The following is a 16,730-nucleotide window of genomic DNA, read 5'->3' on the forward strand; positions in this document are numbered from 1 at the left end:
GGGGCCGTGCCGGGCCGAGGCGCCGGGCGGAACGCGGGCCGGGCGGCGGGCGGACCGCGGGCCGGCCCGGGGACGCGCCGGCCTCCACCCCCGCCGGAGCGGATGGTTCCGGTCGGGCGGATCGCCCGGTCGGCGCCGGGTTTGTTCCGGCCGCACGCCCCCCGTGCTTCCCCACGCCCCCTTTAGCTGCGGCAGTTGTGGAGCGATGATGTGCACAGCCGTGCGAATCGATCACGGAGCGGGCCCGCAGTCGATCGTCTGGGAGGGACGGCCGGAATGAGCGACGCCCCCTTGTACCTGCAACCGAGGCTCACAGCGGGCCCGGCCTCGCTGCTGCGTGCCGGACCGTTCCTGCACGGGCTCGTCGACGGGCTGGGCTCGCCGCTCGCCGTCGTCCTGCCAGAGGAGATCGGGCGCAACGCCGCGCAGTTCGCCGCCGTCCTGCGCCGGCACCGGCTGGGCGGCCGCATCTACTTCGCGCACAAGGCCACCGGCTCCAGCGCCCTCGTCCGCCACCTCGCCGCCACCTCCGCCTGCCTGGACGCCGCCTCGCCGGAGGAGCTCCAGCACGCGCTCGGCGCCGGTTTCACCGGCGGCCGGCTGATGGCGACCGGCCCCAAGGACCCCGCCTTCCTCTGGCTGGCGGCGCGCACCGGCACGACCGTGAACGCCGACGGCCCGGGCGAACTGGAGCAGGCCGCCCGCCTCGTACGGGCGCACGGCCTGCCGCGGCTGGAGGTCGTCCTGCGGCTGTCCGGGTTCGAGGCGGCCGGGGCGCGGACCCTGTCGCGGCGCAGCCGCTTCGGCACCCCGGCCGCGGCGCTGGGCCCGCTGCTGGACCTGCTGGAGAAGCACCGCGACGCCCTGGAGCCCGTCGGCGTCGGCTACCACCTGGACACCACCAGCACCGACGAGAAGGCCACCGCCCTGGAGGGCTGCATCCGGGCGGTCGACGCGCTGCGCTCGCGCGGGTTCCGGCCTCGCGCGATCGACGTGGGCGGCGGATACGGCGTCAGCTACCTGGCACACGCCGCCCAGTGGGAGCGGTACACCACCGCCCTCACCGAGGCGGCGCTGGGCCGCCGCGGCCCGCTGGCCTGGGGCGGGTATGGCTACGGCCTGCGCGTCGAGAACGGCACCCTGAAGGGCTCGCTCGCCCTCTACCCGGCCCACCGGCCGGCGGCCGGGCCCGCGTACCTGGACGAGCTGCTGTCCCGGCCGGCCCCCACCCTGGGCAGACCGCTGGGCACACTGCTGCTGGAGAGCCTGTGCGACGTGTACGCCGAACCGGGCCGCGCCCTCGCCGACCAGTGCGGGCTGACCCTCGGCCGGGTCCTGGAGGTGCGCACCGACACCGGCGGCCCTCCGTGGGTGCGGCTCGCGCTCAACGCCGGCGACGTCGGCCTGGAGGACCACGGGGTGCTCGTCGACCCCGTCCTCGTCCCGAGGAGAAGCGAGCCGCCGCCCCCCGACGGCCCCGGCGCGGTCGGGGTGCACCTGATGGGCAACCTGTGCCTGGAGGCCGACCTGATCACCCGTCGCACCGTCTTCCTGCCGCGGCTGCCGGACCCCGGCGACCTGCTGGCGTTCCCGAACACGGCCGGCTACTGCATGGACTTCACGGCCACCCGGGCGCAGCGGCAGCCCACGGCCCGGAAGGTCGCCGTCAGGGAGGAGGAGGGCGTCTGGCGCTGGTGCCTCGACGAGCAGTACTGGCCGGTCACGGAAGCGGGGGGATGAGGCGCATGAGGTACGACAGCATCACGGAGGCCATCGGCAACACGCCGCTGGTGCGCATCGACCAGGACGTGCACGGACTGCGGAACATCGACCTGTACGCGAAGCTGGAGATGCTCAACCCGTTCGGCTCGCTGAAGGACCGGCCGGCCTGGAACATGGTGCGCGACCGGCTCGCCGGCGCGGCCGCCCGCGGCGAGACGGTCGTCGAGCTGTCCAGCGGCAACACCGCCAAGGCGCTCGCGCTGATCGCGGGGATGCACGGGCTGCCGTTCAAGAGCGTCACCAACCGCATGCGGGTGCCCGAGATCAAGGACCTGCTGCTGCTGCTCGGCGCGCGGATCGAGGAGCTGCCCGGGCAGAGCGAGTGCCTGGACCCGACCGACACCGCCGATCCGCTGACCCTCTTCCACCAGCAGCTCAGCGCCCCGGGGAGCACGCACCTCCACACCGACCAGTACTTCAACCCGCTGAACGCGCAGGCGCACGCCGAGGGCACCGGCCCGGAGATCATCGCCGATCTGGACGGCCGGGCGCCGGACTGGTTCATCGCCTGCGTGGGCACCGCGGGCTCCTCGACCGGCATCGCGCGGTCCCTGCGCGCCCACGATCCGGCGGTCCGGGTGGTGGGGCTCGTCGGCGCGAAGTCGGACTTCATCCCGGGGATCCGCACCGCCGACGAGGTGCAGGAGGTGGGCCTGTTCGACCCGGCGGTGTACGACGCGATCGAGGCGGTCACCTCCGACGAGGCCCTCGACGGCATGCTGGTGCTGCTGCGCCGCTGCGGGATGCTCTCCGGGCCGACGGGAGGGGCGGCGTACCACGGCGCGGTGCGCCATCTGCGAGCGCTGGACGCGGAACTGACGGAGCGGCGGACCGCGGTGTTCGTGGTGTGCGACCGTACGGAGGGCTACCTCGGCTACGTCCGGCAGCGCCGCCCGGAGCTGCTGGGCCGGCCGCCCGTGCGGAACTCGGCCGACACCGTCACGGACGCCGAGCTGGCCGCCGCCCGCTCCGTGGAGGTGCCGGAGGCGAGGGCCTGGGTGGAGTCGGGGCGGCCGCTGGTCGTGGACCTCCGCGGGCCGTTCGCGTACGGGGCGCTGCACATCGACGGCTCGGTCAACATCGTGGACGAGCTGTTCGCGGAACTCGTGCGCGGCGGGCTGCCGTTCAGCACGAGCCGGCCGGTGCTGCTGGCGTGCCCGATCGGCGAGCAGTCCCTGCGGTACGCGGCCCTGCTGACCCGTATGGGTCACCCGGACGTGCGCAGCCTCGCCGGCGGGATCGTCGCGTGGCGGGACGCGGGCGCGCCCCTGGTGCGCGACTGATGGCGGGGCCCGATCCGCAGCCGGACCCGCGGGCGGACCCGCGGGCGGAGCTGCGGGAGCTGGCGCGGTGGCAGCGGCCGCTGCGCGCCGACTTCCCCATCGTGGCGGCCAACCCGGAGCAGGCGTACCTGGACAGTGCGGCGACCGCGCAGAAGCCGCGGCAGGTCCTGGACGCGGTGCACGCCTACCTGACGACCTCCAACGCCAACGCGGGCCGCGGCTCGTACCCGTGGGCGAACGCGACGACGGCGCTGGTCGCGGGGGCCGCCCAGCGGGTACGGGAGTTCCTTGGCGACCGGTCGGCGGGGGCCGGCGCGGGCGCGTCGCCGGTGCACTTCACCAGCGGGACGACGGAGGGGCTGCGGACGGTGGCGCGCGACTGGCTGCCGCAGCTGCTGCGCGACGGCGACGAGATCGTCGTGCCGTTCGGCGACCACCGGGCCAACCTCGCCCCCTGGCTGGAGGCGCGGGACCTGCTGGCCGCGCAGGGGGTGCGGATCGCGGTGCGGGAGATGCCCTGCCAGGCAGTGACCGGCGACTACGACGCGCGGGCGCTGGCCGCGCTCGCCGGGCCGCGGACCCGCTTCGTGGCGGCGACCCACGTCCACCACGTGTACGGGGCCGACATGAACGTGCACCGCATCCGCGAGGCGGTCGGCCCGGACGTGCCGATCTGCCTGGACGCCGCGCAGAGCGTCGGCCACCAGCCGGTGTCGGTCGCCGACCTGGACGTGGACTTCCTCGTCTTCTCCGGGCACAAGGCGCTGGCCCTGCCGGGGACGGGCGCGGTGTGGGCCCGCGGCGAGCGGGGGCCTGCGTTCCGGCCGGGCGGCTGGGCCGGTACGCCGAACACCGCGGGGATCGCGAGCCTGGCGGCGGCCCTGGACTGGCTGGAGGCCGCCGGGGTGGAGCGGATCGCCCGGTGGACGGCGGCGCTCGCGTCCGTGCTGACCGACGGGCTGTCCCGGATGCCGGCGTACGAGGTGCTCGGCTGCCGCAGCAGCCTCGCCGCCGACACGGCGGTGCAGCGGCGGGGCTCCATCGTGACGTTCCGCCACCAGGCGATCGGCTCGCAGGACCTGGGGTTCATCCTGTTCAGCCACGGCTTCATGGTGCGCTCGGACGACCACTGCCAGGCGGGCCGTGACCCGCAGGACGGTTCGGTGCGCGTCAGCCTGCACGTCTACAACACACTCGAAGAGATGGAGAAGTTGCTCACCGCCCTCGCCAAGCTGCAATGATTTTCACTATGGACTTGAGTGCGGTGACGGCGGCGCGCTGGGTGGAGCGCTGGGAGTGCCAGCAGCAGCGGTACGCGGTGGACCGCGAGGAGCGGTTCACGGTCATCGCTGACGTCGTCGAGCAGGCCACCCGCGGCAGTCGTGACCCCCTGCTGCTGGACCTGGGCAGCGGGCCGGGCGCACTGGCCGCGCGGCTCGCCGGGCGGCTGCCCGGCGCCGAGGTGGTCGCCGTCGACGCCGATCCGCTGCTGCTGGAGCTGGGCCGCGCCCACTACGGGGCCGGCGCCCGGGCGCGGCTGCGCCACGTCCGCTCCCTGATCGGGGCGCCGGGCTGGCTCGACGCGCTCGGCCTGGACCGGCCCGTCGACGCGGCCGTCTCCACGACCGCCCTGCACTACCTCGACCGGGACACCCTGGCCGGCGTCTACCGCGATCTCGCCGAACGGCTGGCACCGGGCGGCGTGTTCGTCAACGGCGACCACATCCGCCCCGACTCCCCCGCCATCCGCGACCTCGCGGTCGACCTCGGCCGCCGCCACGCCGAACGGAACCTGGCCTTCACGCACGAGGACTGGCAGTCGTGGTGGAAGGGCGCAGCCGCCGACCCCGAGCTGGCCCCCTACCTGAACCTCCACGACACCGCCTGCCATCCGCCGTGCGCGGACGCGGACCTGCCCGTGTCGACGCACGTCGCCCTCCTCCGCGAAGCGGGCTTCCGCGAGGCGGGCACGGTCTGGCAGTACGGCGACAGCCGCGTCCTGGCCGCCCTCCGCTGACCCCGCCCTGCGGCCCTCCCCGCCCCGCCCCGCCCGAGCGGCGCCGCCGGGGGTCGCGGATTCTGCGGCAGCACCCGCCGACCGCGGCACGTGCTTCCCGCCCGGCCCCGGTCCGGTCGGTGCGGACTCACGGGGCTCAGGCGGGGCGGGGTCCCGTCACGCGGTCGCCGCGGGGCCGGTCTGCTCGGCGAACGCCTGGTAGGCCCGCTCGTCGTAGAGGACGAACCTGACCTCCTCGACGCGCGTCCCGGCGCCCCGGACCGTCTCCACGGCGATGCGGGCGCCGTCGTCCATCGGCCAGCCGTAGATGCCCGTGCTGATGGCGGGGAACGCGATCGTGCGGGCGCCCAGTTCGTCCGCGACGCGCAGGGATTCGCGGTAGCAGGAGGCGAGGAGGGCGGAGCGGTCCTCGTCCCGGGACCAGACCGGCCCCACGGTGTGGATCACCCACCGGGCGGGGAGGCGGCCGGCGGTGGTGGCGACCGCCCGGCCCGTCGGCAGGCCCTTGCCGTAGTGGGAGGCGCGCAGGGCACGGCAGGCTTCGAGGATGTCCGGTCCGCCGCGGCGGTGGATCGCGCCGTCGACTCCGCCGCCGCCCAGCAGGGAGGAGTTCGCGGCGTTGACGATGGCGTCGGCGTGCTCGGCGGTGATGTCGCCGCGGACGAGGGTGATGCGGACCATTCACGGGGCCTTTCGCAGGTGCCGCCACACGGCTTTGGCCGCGTTGTGCCCGGACATGCCGTGGACGCCGGGGCCGGGCGGGGTGGCGGAGGAGCAGAGGAAGACGGCCGGGTGCGGTGTCGTGTACGGGGACAGCGACAGGCGGGGGCGCAGGAGGAGTTGGAGGCCGGAGGCGGCGCCGCAGGCGATGTCCCCGCCGACGTAGTTGGGGTTGCGGGCGGCGAGCTCCGGCGGGCCGGCCGTCGCGCGGGCCAGGACGAGGTCGCGGAAGCCCGGTGCGAAGCGCTCCAGTTGGCGTTCGACGGCGTCGGTGAGGTCGCCGTCCCAGCCGGCGGGGACGTGCCCGTACGCCCAGAAGACGTGCTTGCCCTCGGGTGCGCGCCCGGGATCGACGAGGCTGGGCTGTGCGGTGATCAGGAACGGGTTGCGCGGGGCGCGGCCGCTGCCGGCGAGTTGCAGGGCGGCGTCGATGTCGCGGGTGCGGGGCCCGATCTGGACGGTGCCGGCGCGCCGCGGCGCTTCGGCGGTCCACGGGACGGGGCCCGACAGCGCGTAGTCGATTTTGAAGACGGAGGCGCCGTAGCGGTAGCCGTCGTAGAAGCGGCCGAGGCCGGCGATGCGGGCCAGGGCCGTCGGGGAGGTGTCGAAGACGTACGCGCGGGCGGGCGGCAGGTCGTCGAGGCGCTTGACCTCGAAGTCCGTGTGGACGGCGCCTCCCAGGTCGGCGAGGTAGGCGGCGAGGGCGTCCGAGAGGGACTGGGAGCCGCCGCGCGGCATGGGCCAGCCGACGGCGTGCGCGGCGAGCGCGAAGACCAGGCCGACGGCGCCGGTGGCGATGCCGTTCAGCGGGGCGATGACGTGGGCGACGAGCCCGGAGAACAGGGCGCGGGCCCGCTCCTCGTGGAAGCGGCGCATCAGCCAGGTGGCGGGCGGCAGCCCGGCGAGCCCGAACCGGGCGAGGGTGACGGGGTCGCGGGGCAGCGCGGTCGCGGGCAGGGACATGAAGTCGCGGACGAGCGTGTCCCACCTGCCGAGGTACGGCTGGACGAGCCGCCGGTAGGTGCCGGCGTCGCGCGCGCCGAAGGAGGCCGCGGTCTCGGCGACGGAGCGGGAGAGGACCGCGGCCGTGCCGTCGTCGAAGGGGTGCGCCATCGGCAGCGGCGCGTGCAGCCACTCCAGCCCGTACCGCCCCAGCGGCATCGCGCCGAACGCGGGGGATCCGGCGCCCAGCGGGTGGACGGCCGAGCAGGGGTCGTGCCGGAACCCCGGGAGGGTGAGCTCCTCCGTGCGGGCTCCGCCGCCGACCGTGCCGGCGGCTTCGTACACGGCCACCGAGTGTCCGCGGCGGGCCAGTTCGACCGCGGCCGTGAGCCCGTTGGGCCCCGCCCCCACCACGACCGCATCGAGAATCGACGGCACCATGTGACCCCTTCGTCCGGCGGCGGCTGCGCCCCCAGGATATTCCGACACCCTGTGCGCCCCGGTACGCCTCACACCTCGCGCAGCAGGTCCCGGACGCGTACGGCGGTGGCCTCGTCCCGGCCGACGGCGAACGGCAGCTCGTTGTCCCGGTCGACCCGGAAGGGGACCCCGGCGACGGTGCTCTGCGCGCCGCCGGCCTCGTCGACGAGGAGCAGCCCGGCGGCGTGGTCCCATGCGGAGGGCCAGGTGAAGGCGAGCGCGTCGACCTGGCCGCGGGCCACCTTCAGGTACTCCAGGCCGGCCGAGCCGCAGGGCCGGGCGGCGACGCCGGGGACGTCGAGGCGGGAGAGGATCCGCTTGTCCCGGTCGGTGGTGTACAGCGGGTGGGCGATCGCGACGCGCAGCTCGGCGCCCGGTTCGGGGGAGCCGCAGGCGAGCCGCTCGCCGCCGAGGTGCGCGCCCTGCCCGCGGACGGCGGTGGCCATCTCGTCGAGTGCCGGGGCGAACGTCCAGGAGGCGAGGATCTCGCCGCGGTGGGCGAGGGCGACGAGGGTGCAGAAGGCGGGGTCGCCGGAGACGAACTGGCGGGTGCCGTCGACGGGGTCGACGATCCAGACGGGGGCGTCGCCGCGCAGCGCCCCGTAGACGGTCGGGTCGGCGTGGACGGCTTCCTCGCCGACGACGGCCGAGCCGGGCAGGAGTCGGGTGAGGGCGGCGGTCAGGTGCTCCTCGGCCTTGCGGTCGGCGACGGTCACGAGGTCGTGCGGCCCGCTCTTCTCGTCGACCTCGTGGTCGGCGAGCTGCCGGAACCTCGGCATGATCTCGGCGGCGGCCGCCTTGCGGACGGCTTCCTCGACGGCGGACAGGTCTCGGGCCAGGAACTGTTCGATCATGTCTCCATCACACCATGCCGGGCCGCCGAGCCGCACCGGAAATCGGGCGCCGGGGGCGGTGCACGCCCCCGGCGGGGCCGGGCCGGACGGGGTGGTGATCGCGTTCCGCCGTGCGGGGTGCCAGGCCCGTGCCGAGCGCCACGGTGCGCGAGGTCCCGCTGCCGCCCGTGGACGAGGCGCCGCTGCCGTACCGGCTCCCCGACGGCGGGGAGTGCCCGCCGCGGCTGGCGCCGGGCAGCTTCGCACACGACCCCGAGCCGTACCACCCGTCGTGGACGCACCCGCCCGCCGGTGCACCGGCCCCGGCCCGGGGCTCCGTACGCAGTGCTGGGCCGGGGAGAGTCCACGGGGTGGCGGAGGTGCCGCGGCGCCGGCAGGGCTGTTGCGGGCCGAGCGGCTCGCAGGGCCCGAACCTGGCGTGCGCGGGGTGCGGGCGGGAGGTCGCGGTGGAGACCGCCGACTGCGGGACACCGCAGCAAGTGGCTTTTCTCCCGGATGCGGTCGTCCCGGCGGGGGCGGTGCCGCGGGGGTGAGGGCACGGTCAGTGGGCGAGGGACTTCGCCGCCGACCGCTCCCCACTGGTCATGTCCCTTTCGGTTTCCGCCCACAGCGACTGACGGGAAGCCTCCGCCAGACCTCGCTCGGCAGCCCATATGCGGACCATCTCCACCGGCTGGTCGCGGACATAGTCCGCCCGCGCGGCCGGGGCGGCATCCCGCAGGCCGTTCGTCCAGGCCGACGTGATGCGTGCGCCCCCTTCACTGCCGGAGGGGCCTCCGGCGGGAGCGGCCAGAAGCGCCTCGGCGGCCTTCGCCCGCCAGGACGGCGACTTCTCGCCGCCCAGCCGCTCCTCCACGGAGGCCGTAACGGCGTTCAGGGAGCCGAGGACCCGGGCGCCGCGGTAGGCGCCGATGTAGCGGCTGTCGCTCCCGACGCTGTCGGATGACCCCTCGGTGGAGATGGCCACCATGTCCTCCGCAGCGTGCCGAGCAGCGGCCCGGCGGATGTCCGCGTACGCCTCTGGATCCTCCCCGACCGCCACGAGGACCTCGAGCAGGACGTTGTAGGAGACCGACATGTGCACGCCCTCGGCGTCCTCCCAAGGCGGTTTGGCGGCCCCCGCGTTAATGATGTACGTGGCGTCCAGGGAGTGCAGGGTGATGTACAGGTCGGCCGTGTAGTCCGCGAGGGCCGACGCCAGCGGGCGCCGGAGCTCGGGGTCGAGCCGGATCCGGCCGTCCTTCGACGGAATCGCGTTGAGGACCGTCTTCATCGCCTGGGCCTGGGCGACGGTGTGCCGGCCCGGCTCACCGCCCGTGGTGGCCTTGGTGATCGAGGCGCCCAGTTCGGCGCACGTGGCGGGCCGGTCCCCGCCGGCTGCGGCCACGGCGCCGAGCAGCCGCTCGTTCCGCAGCAGCCCGCCGCAGGGTTCGCCGGTATCCCGGCCGAGCACGAGCCAGCCGCCGACCCCGCCGACCAGCGCCAGGCACAGGGCCAACAGCACGGCGATGCGGGGGCGGAGTCGTCGGCGGACTGACGTCGTTTCGGACATGGTCTTCCTCGTTCGGGCCGCTGTGGCTCAGTTGGTGGTGTCGGTCAGGTACTTGTGCGCGGTGTCGGTCCCCAGGTGCTGACCGTGCAGCACCTTCCTGGTCAGTTCCTCCGTCTGGCTGTCGCCGAGGTCGGGACGGTCCTTCGCCCAGTCCTCGACCAGGATGGGGACCTGGGTGTTGGCACTGAGATACCGGTTCACGATCTCCTTGTTGGCCTCGGCGTCCGCCGCGGCCTTCATCTCGTTGGCCCATTGCCAGGTCCACATGTCCACACCTCGCTGGAGCGAGTCACCGACGGCTACGGAGACGCCGCCGACCGTGAAGTACAGCGGCGTCAATGCGCCGCCGATGATGTGGTACGCGACCTTCGACTTGTAGTCGGCCGCGCTGTACTCGGCTGTGCGCTTGTCGTTGATGACGTCTTCCATGACCGAGTTGTAGGCGCCGATGGCGGATCCAAGCTTGTCGAGCGGTACCTCGAGTTTCGCTCCGGTCGCGCCCTGGGGGATGCCCTCCATGACGAGGCCCGCGTAGCGGGATTCCGCCTTGTAAAGGGTGGCGTACGCCTCCGGATCGTCCGAGAGGCCGCGGATGAACTGGACGAGATCCGCTGGCGAGACAGCCAGGTGGGTATTGCCGTCCCTGTAGAAGTGGCCCGTGCCCACGTTTCTGACGTATTCGCCGTTGCTCCCCGCTCGGAATGCTCGTGTGGCGGCTCAGCCCGTCTTGACCCGCCTGCGGAAGTCCTCCATCGGGATGGTCTTCTCGTCCTCGGGGAGGGTGAGCGGGAACTTCTCCCCGTAGGAGTCGTACTGCGTGGTGCTGGACTGGCCGTTTCTCGTCGATGCCAGCTCCAGGAGGCGGGAGGTGCCGGACTCCAGGTAGTACGTGTCGCGGGCGCCGCCGGCCGATGCCGTGTAGGCGCGGGCCTGCTTGCCCTGGGCGGTGCGGTCGGCGTCCGGATTATGTTCGGCGGCCTCGGGGATCTCGAAGAACATGGTGCAGCCGCCTTCCGCCTTCGACGTGATGAAGCGGTCGAACAGCTCCGGCGGCACGGTGATCGACTGCCCCCTGTCCCTCAGCGAGTTGGCGAGCATGGACGCGCTGGTGTACGTCTTGCCGTCCTTGCAGAACACCTCTCCGGATCCGCCGGGCCAGGATGCCTTCAGGTGGAAGCCCTCCTTCGGGTCCCACCAGGCCTCCTGGCTGCCCCCCGCGAAGGCCGTCGTCGTCCCGGACGAGTGGAAGGACGTCGAGCGGAGCTGGTCGTTGGCCTTCTCCACCGAGGTGCCGTCGGGTGAGCCGCAGCCGGCCAGGGTCAGTGCCGTCAGTGCGGCGAGGGCGGTCGCCGCGGTGCGGCGGGCTGCCGGGCGAGCCGTGTTTCGCGCCGTCAGGCGTCCTCTAATCCGTCGCTCGTTCTGGTACGCCATCTCCGGCACCCCCGTGTCCGTGGCCGAGGTGACCGGAACCGGCCACGCAAATCGATCATACGTGTGATCACGAGGCCGAAGCGGAATCGCAACCTCCCCAAACCCGCGGCGACTGGACGAGGTGTGGCGCACATCACAAGCCCACCTCGAACTCCGAGAGTGAGTCGAGAGAGCAAATAAGGTTAGCCTTACCTAAATTGCAGTGCGGAGTTGCTGTTCGGCATTTCCCGCGCGACCCCTGACGCCGCCCCCTTCACGACAGCACGCCTCACAAGCGGCACCCCTACCCCAGGAGACGGAAGCACATGACCCTACGGGTGGCGGTAGCCGGAGCCAGCGGCTATGCCGGCGGAGAGATCCTGCGTCTGCTCACCTCGCATCCGGGAACGGAGATCGGCGCCGTCACCGCCCACCGCAGCGCGGGCCGGCATCTCGGCGACGTGCAGCCCCAGTTGCCCGGCCTGGCCGACCGGGTCCTGGAGGAGACGTCGGCGCGCACACTGCGCGGGCACGACGTGGTGTTCCTCGCCCTCCCGCACGGGCAGTCCGCACCCCTCGCCCGCGAACTGGAGCCGGACGCGCTGGTCGTGGACTGCGGCGCCGACTTCCGGCTGCGCGACCCGGCCGACTGGAAGCGGTTCTACGGATCGGAGCACGCCGGCACCTGGCCGTACGGCCTGCCCGAACTTCCCGGACAGCGAGCGGAGTTGAGGGGCGCCTCGCGGATCGCCGTACCCGGCTGCTATCCGACGACCGTCACCCTCGCGCTGTTCCCCGCCTACGCGGCCGGGCTGGTGGAGCCCGAGGCCGTGGTCGTCGCGGCGAGCGGCACCTCGGGAGCCGGCCGGGCGCCGGGGCAGCACCTCCTCGGCGCCGAGGTGATGGGGTCGATGACCCCGTACGGGGTCGGCGGCGGCCACCGGCACACACCCGAGCTCACCCAGAACCTGTCGCGGGTGGCCGGCGAGCGCGTGACGGTCTCCTTCACCCCGACGCTCGCACCCATGCCGCGCGGCATCCTCGCCACCTGTTCGGCCCGGCTCCGGCCCGGCGCAGCGGCCGGCGCCTGCGGCGACGGCGGCGAGGAGGCGGTGCGCGCGGTGTTCGAAGCGGCGTACGCGGACGAGCCGTTCATCCGGCTGCTGCCTCCCGGCCGGTGGCCGTCCACCGGCGCGGTGCTCGGCTCCAACACCGTTCAGGTGCAGGTCGCCGTCGACTCCGAGGCGCGCCGCCTGATCTGCGTGAGCGCGATCGACAACCTGACCAAGGGCACCGCCGGCGGCGCGGTGCAGAGCATGAACGCAGCCCTCGGCCTGCCGGAGTGGCTGGGCCTGTCCACGAACGGAGTCGCCCCGTGAGCGTGACTGCTGCCCGGGGATTCCTCGCGAGCGGCGTCGCCGCCGGGATCAAGGAGTCCGGGGATGCCGACCTGGCGCTGGTGGTGAACCTGGGCCCGTCCCGGGCCGCCGCCGGCGTCTGCGCCTCCAGCCGGGTGCAGGCCGCGCCCGTCCGCTGGTCGCGGCGCGTGCTCGCGGACCGGCGGGTCGCCGCCGTCGTCCTCGACTCCGGGGGCGCCGACGCCGGTACGGGGCCGGAGGGCGCCTCCGACACGCAGGCGGCGGTGGAGCGCACGGCGCGGGCCGCCGGCGCGGACCCCGCCGAGGTGGCCGTCTGCTCCACGGGCCTGATCGGCGTCCGCCTGCCGATCGACCGCCTCCTGCCCGGCATCGACACCGCCTCGGCCGCCCTGTCGCCCGACGGCGGCAGCGACGCGGCCGTGGCGGTCGTCGACGCGGCCTCGGAGGAGGAAGCCGGCACCGTGGGCCGCTCCGTGGCCCGGAACAACCTCCTCAAGTGCGCGCTGAACGGCGAGGACCCCCACTGGGGCCGGGTCCTCTCGGCGATCGGCATGACCGACGCCGTCGTCAACCCCGACCGGCTCGACGTGGCGATCAACGGCGTCTGGGCGTGCCGCGACGGGGCCCCTGGGAGCCCCTGGAGAAGGCGGACCTGTCGGGGCGTCGGGTCGCCGTCACGGTCGGCCTGCGCTCCGGCGGCGCCTCGGCGGTCCTCTGGACCAACGACCTCACGGCCGGGTACGTCCACGAGAACAGCGCCTACAGCTCATGAGCGGGATGGGGAGGACACAGATGGGGAGGACACGGATGCGCACCGAAGTCGCACGGCCGGCCACGGAGGCCGGAGCACCGTCCGCGGCGCCGTCCTGGAGCGAGGAACTCCAAGGCCGGACGGTCGTCGTCAAGTTCGGCGGCAACGCCATGGTGGACGGGGCGCTCCTCGACGCCTTCGCCCGCGACATCGTGGAGTTGCGGCGGGCCGGCGTGCTGCCGGTCGTCGTCCACGGGGGCGGCCCGCAGATCAGCGCCATGCTCGACCGGCTGGGCCTGGAGTCCCGTTTCGAGGCGGGCCTGCGGGTGACGACCCCGGAGGCCATGGACGTCGTCCGCATGGTGCTGACGGGGCGCATCCAGCGGCAGCTCGTCGGCGCGGTCAACGCCCACGGCCCGTACGCCGTGGGGCTGTCGGGCGAGGACGCGCATACGCTGACCGCCGTGCGGCGCCGGGCCGAGGTGGACGGGCGGCCCGTGGACCTCGGGCAGGTCGGCGAGGTCGTGGCCGTCGCCCCCGACACCCTGCGGGCCTTACTGGACGAGGGCCGCATACCGGTCGTCTCCCCCGTCGCGCGCGGCACGGACGGACAGGTCTACAACGTCAACGCCGACCTCGCCGCGTCGGCCCTGGCGGTCGCGCTCGGCGCGGCCCGGCTCCTCGTCCTGACCGATGTCGCGGGGCTGTACGCGGACTGGCCGCACAGCACCGAGGTGATCGAGCGGCTGACGGCCGCCGAGCTGGGCGGACTGCTGCCGGGCCTCGCGAGCGGCATGCTGCCGAAGATGGAGGGCTGCCTTCAGGCCGTACGGGCGGGCGTGGACCGGGCCCAGGTCGTCGACGGCCGCGTACCGCACGCGGTGATGCGCGGCTTCGCCGCCGGGAAGAGCCCCGGCACCACGATCGTGCCGGACGAACCCTCCGGCCGCCCCGCACCCGGGGAGCCCCGGCCATGAGCCCCGCCGGCGGCACCCCGCTCACCGGCCGGTGGCGGGGACGATGGACACCTCGGTCGCCCGGCGACCGGCCCGGCGGTCGACCTCGTCCCGGGCCAACCGCCCTTCGGTAATTGCTGCGAAGCGGTCTTCGATCTCATCAGGAGTCGGCTGGCGGCTGGCATCCATTCCCTGACGGTACGGGCAGGGCGAACGCCGGCTGCGCGGCAATGCGCCTCTGCCGGGCGTACGTGTGCGGGCCGGCAACGCGGCCCCGTGCCGTGCCGGGCGGCGCGGCACGGGGCACCTTCCCGGCCACGGCACTACAGGGGGCAGGCCAGGACGCGGGCGCCGCGGGCCGGGTCCAGGGAGCGCGCCCAGGCGGCCGGGGCCAGGGCCGGGCCGACCGGGGCGAAGCCGTGGCGGAGGAAGAGGCGGCCGCTGCCGGTGGTGGCGGTGAACAGGGCCGTCAGGGAGCGGTTGCGGGCCCGGGCGAACGCCGCCTGGAGGAGCCGGGCGCCCACGCCCGAGCCCTGCCGGTGCGGGGCGACGCAGAAGTTGTACAGGACGCCCGCGGCGGGGTGGATGCGGAGCCCGAGGCAGCCTTCGAGGGTGCCGTCGAGGGTCTGCGCGACGAGGAAGTCGCCTGCGTGCGCGAGGTAGAGGGAGAGCGGGCGCTCGCGCAGGGCGCCCGTGCGGACGAACGGCCGGGAGAGCGCGGCGAGCGCCGGCGCCTCGTCCCGGCGGGCCGGCCGCACGGTGAACGCGGGGGCGGCGGCGGGATGGGCGGTACGGGTGCGGGGCGGCGCGGCGGGAGGCGGCGGGGCCGTGGTCAAGGCGTTCCTTCCTCGGGTTCCACCGTGCGCGGGCAGGGGCTCCCGGAGGGGGCCGGGAGCTCCCGGAGAGGCCGGGGCGCCGCGCAACTCCGGTGAGGGAGACAGGAGTTAGGTTAGCCTTACCTTGCTTGTAGGCCAAATCGGGGGCGCGCCACACGCCCCCGCGCTCCACGCCCCTGCTACTTCGCCCAGGCCTCCCTGGTGTCCCGGCCGTCCACGAGGGTCGTGACGACCTCGATGTCCCCGATCCGGGAGGCCTCGACCCGCCGCGGGTCGTCGCCGAGGACGGCCAGGTCGGCCCGCTTGCCCGCGGTGAGGCTGCCGGCGCTGTCGTCCCAGTGGCAGGCGTACGCGCCCGCGACCGTGTACGCGCGCAGGGCCTCCTCGACCGTGACGGCCTCGCCGGGGCCGATGAGGGCGCCCGACGTGGAGGCGCGCTCGACCATGAACTGGACCGCCCGCAGCGGTGAGCCGTCCGTCACCGGCCGGTCGGAGCTGCCGACGAGGGTCACCCCGTGGTCGAGGAAGCCGCGGCCCCGGTACATCCACGGCGCGCGGCGCTCCCCCATGACCGCGGCGTAGTCGTCGCCGAAATAGCGCAGGAAGTTGGGCTGGACGACCGCGCTGACGCCGAGGCGGGCGAAGCGCGGCAGCTGGTCGGGGCGGATCAGGCCGGCGTGCTCGATGCGGTGGCGGGCGCCGGGCCGCGGCCGCAGCTCCTGCGCCCGCTCCAGCGCGTCGAGGGCGAGGTCGGCGGCCCGGTCGCCGATGGCGTGGACGGCGAGCTGCCAGCCGCCGAGGTGTCCGTCCACGATGAGGCGGGTGAGTCGCTCGGGGTCGTCCTGGAGCTGCCCGGTGTGGCCGTCGAGGCCCTCGTACGGCTCGGTGAGCGCGGCCGTCCGGGCCATCATGCCGCCGTCGGTGTAGATCTTCAGGGCGCCGACGGAGAGCCAGTCGTCGCCGAAGCCGGTGCGCAGGCCGAGGTCGAGGGCGCGGGGGATGCCGTCGTGCTCGTGGGCCGCGGCCGGCTTGAGGGTGTCGCCGCCCGGCATGAGCTGGACGCGCAGCGGGAGCCGGCCCTCGTCCCGCAGGAGTTGGTAGGCGCCGAGCTCGACGGGGCTGTGGCCGAGGAGGCCGCCGCCGATGCCGGCTTCGGCGCAGGCCGTGATGCCCTCGGCGAGGCAGGCGCGGCCGGCGTGCTCGATGGCGTCGGCGAGGTCGGCCTGGGAGTACGGCAGCCGCAGTCGGCGTACGGCGCCCATGGCGCTCTCGACGAGGAGGCCGTCCTCGTGGGGGACGTCGGCCGGGAGGAGGGCGAGCACGGCGCTGTTGACGACGCAGGCGTGCCCGGAGTCGTGCATGAGGAAGAGGCGGCGCCCGCGGCTGACCGTGTCGAGTTCGCGGGCGGTGAGGTGCCGGCCGAGGGCCCGCTGGTCGTAGCCTCCGATGCTGACCCATGCGCCGGCCCCGCGCGAGCGGGAGACGGCGCCGTCGATGGCGGCGAGGACGTCGTCGACGCGGGTGAGGCCGGCGATGCTCGGGGTGCGGGCCTTCAGTCCTGTCCACGACAGGTGGACGTGGCTGTCGATGAACCCGGGGAGCACGGTGGCCCCTTGCAGGTCGACGACCTCCCGGGCGGGCAGGGAGGTCGCGGCCTCGTCCAGTCCGACGATGCGGCCCCGCCAGATGCCCAGGTCGCGGGCGACCGGGTGGGCCGGGTCCATGGTGAGGATGTTCGCGTTCGTCAGCCTCGTGCACAGCATCATGC

The 16,730-nt window shown here is 74.4% G+C and carries 15 protein-coding genes and 1 pseudogene; 7 read left to right on the plus strand and 9 right to left on the minus strand.

Annotation, left to right across the window (positions count from 1 at the left end; all coding sequences use genetic code 11):
* The first annotated feature begins 276 nt into the window (after nucleotides 1-276).
* From MUK52_RS05415 to MUK52_RS05430, 4 genes are read left to right on the plus strand one after another with little or no spacing between them, the layout of a single operon-like run.
* Nucleotides 277-1,740 carry a type III PLP-dependent enzyme domain-containing protein gene (locus tag MUK52_RS05415; protein WP_114054949.1) on the plus strand — a complete coding sequence of 488 codons (1,464 nt, stop codon included), beginning with the start codon at nucleotides 277-279 and terminating at the stop codon, nucleotides 1,738-1,740.
* A 5-nt stretch (nucleotides 1,741-1,745) separates the two neighbouring features.
* Nucleotides 1,746-3,065, plus strand: coding sequence for a pyridoxal-phosphate dependent enzyme (locus MUK52_RS05420; protein WP_114054948.1), 1,320 nt, complete (start codon nucleotides 1,746-1,748; stop codon nucleotides 3,063-3,065).
* Nucleotides 3,065-4,306 (plus strand): aminotransferase class V-fold PLP-dependent enzyme, encoded by a 1,242-nt coding sequence (locus MUK52_RS05425; RefSeq protein ID WP_284574911.1) that lies wholly within the window; start codon nucleotides 3,065-3,067, stop codon nucleotides 4,304-4,306. The genes MUK52_RS05420 and MUK52_RS05425 overlap by 1 nt, the downstream gene beginning before the upstream one ends.
* A gap of 8 nt (nucleotides 4,307-4,314) precedes the next feature.
* On the plus strand, nucleotides 4,315-5,082 hold the full coding sequence (locus MUK52_RS05430) for a class I SAM-dependent methyltransferase (protein WP_284574912.1): 768 nt from the start codon (nucleotides 4,315-4,317) through the stop codon (nucleotides 5,080-5,082).
* 156 nt (nucleotides 5,083-5,238) lie between these two features.
* Here the strand turns inward: MUK52_RS05430 and MUK52_RS05435 are convergent, their stop codons facing one another.
* From MUK52_RS05435 to MUK52_RS05460, 6 genes are all read right to left on the minus strand, one after another.
* Nucleotides 5,239-5,763 carry an O-acetyl-ADP-ribose deacetylase gene (locus MUK52_RS05435; protein WP_284574913.1) on the minus strand — a complete coding sequence of 175 codons (525 nt, stop codon included), beginning with the start codon at nucleotides 5,761-5,763 and terminating at the stop codon, nucleotides 5,239-5,241.
* On the minus strand, nucleotides 5,764-7,182 hold the full coding sequence (locus MUK52_RS05440) for a phytoene desaturase family protein (RefSeq protein WP_284581655.1): 1,419 nt from the start codon (nucleotides 7,180-7,182) through the stop codon (nucleotides 5,764-5,766).
* Between the two features lie 71 nt (nucleotides 7,183-7,253).
* The gene (locus tag MUK52_RS05445) at nucleotides 7,254-8,078 is read right to left on the minus strand and encodes an inositol monophosphatase family protein (RefSeq protein ID WP_284574914.1); all 825 of its coding nucleotides are present in this window, start codon (nucleotides 8,076-8,078) and stop codon (nucleotides 7,254-7,256) included.
* 541 nt (nucleotides 8,079-8,619) lie between these two features.
* Complete coding sequence (locus MUK52_RS05450; protein WP_284574915.1) at nucleotides 8,620-9,630, minus strand: hypothetical protein; 1,011 nt, start codon at nucleotides 9,628-9,630, stop codon at nucleotides 8,620-8,622.
* A 27-nt stretch (nucleotides 9,631-9,657) separates the two neighbouring features.
* The gene (locus tag MUK52_RS05455) at nucleotides 9,658-10,296 is read right to left on the minus strand and encodes a hypothetical protein (RefSeq protein WP_284574916.1); all 639 of its coding nucleotides are present in this window, start codon (nucleotides 10,294-10,296) and stop codon (nucleotides 9,658-9,660) included.
* Between the two features lie 51 nt (nucleotides 10,297-10,347).
* Nucleotides 10,348-11,061 (minus strand): hypothetical protein, encoded by a 714-nt coding sequence (locus MUK52_RS05460; protein WP_284574917.1) that lies wholly within the window; start codon nucleotides 11,059-11,061, stop codon nucleotides 10,348-10,350.
* A gap of 305 nt (nucleotides 11,062-11,366) precedes the next feature.
* Here MUK52_RS05460 and argC point away from each other — a divergent pair, with 305 nt between their 5' ends.
* The 3 genes and pseudogenes from argC (at nucleotide 11,367) to argB (ending at nucleotide 14,147) form a co-directional block, all read left to right on the plus strand.
* Nucleotides 11,367-12,419, plus strand: coding sequence for an N-acetyl-gamma-glutamyl-phosphate reductase (gene argC, locus MUK52_RS05465; protein ID WP_284574918.1), 1,053 nt, complete (start codon nucleotides 11,367-11,369; stop codon nucleotides 12,417-12,419).
* A pseudogene (locus tag MUK52_RS05470) lies at nucleotides 12,416-13,191 on the plus strand (bifunctional ornithine acetyltransferase/N-acetylglutamate synthase). The gene argC and the pseudogene MUK52_RS05470 overlap by 4 nt, the downstream one beginning before the upstream one ends.
* 35 nt (nucleotides 13,192-13,226) lie before the next feature.
* Nucleotides 13,227-14,147 (plus strand): acetylglutamate kinase, encoded by a 921-nt coding sequence (gene argB, locus MUK52_RS05475; protein WP_284574919.1) that lies wholly within the window; start codon nucleotides 13,227-13,229, stop codon nucleotides 14,145-14,147.
* Between the two features lie 21 nt (nucleotides 14,148-14,168).
* Here argB and MUK52_RS05480 read toward each other — a convergent pair whose 3' ends face one another.
* From MUK52_RS05480 to MUK52_RS05490, 3 genes are all read right to left on the minus strand, one after another.
* On the minus strand, nucleotides 14,169-14,315 hold the full coding sequence (locus MUK52_RS05480; protein ID WP_284574920.1) for a hypothetical protein: 147 nt from the start codon (nucleotides 14,313-14,315) through the stop codon (nucleotides 14,169-14,171).
* 134 nt (nucleotides 14,316-14,449) lie between these two features.
* Nucleotides 14,450-14,962 (minus strand): GNAT family N-acetyltransferase, encoded by a 513-nt coding sequence (locus MUK52_RS05485; RefSeq protein ID WP_502963537.1) that lies wholly within the window; start codon nucleotides 14,960-14,962, stop codon nucleotides 14,450-14,452.
* 179 nt (nucleotides 14,963-15,141) lie between these two features.
* Entirely contained in the window at nucleotides 15,142-16,725 is a 1,584-nt protein-coding gene (locus MUK52_RS05490; RefSeq protein ID WP_114058569.1) for an amidohydrolase, read from the minus strand.
* Between the last annotated feature and the right edge of the window lie 5 nt (nucleotides 16,726-16,730).

This window comes from Streptomyces sp. 2P-4 (assembly GCF_030167965.1).
In the GTDB taxonomy this organism is placed as follows: domain Bacteria; phylum Actinomycetota; class Actinomycetes; order Streptomycetales; family Streptomycetaceae; genus Streptomyces; species Streptomyces globosus_A.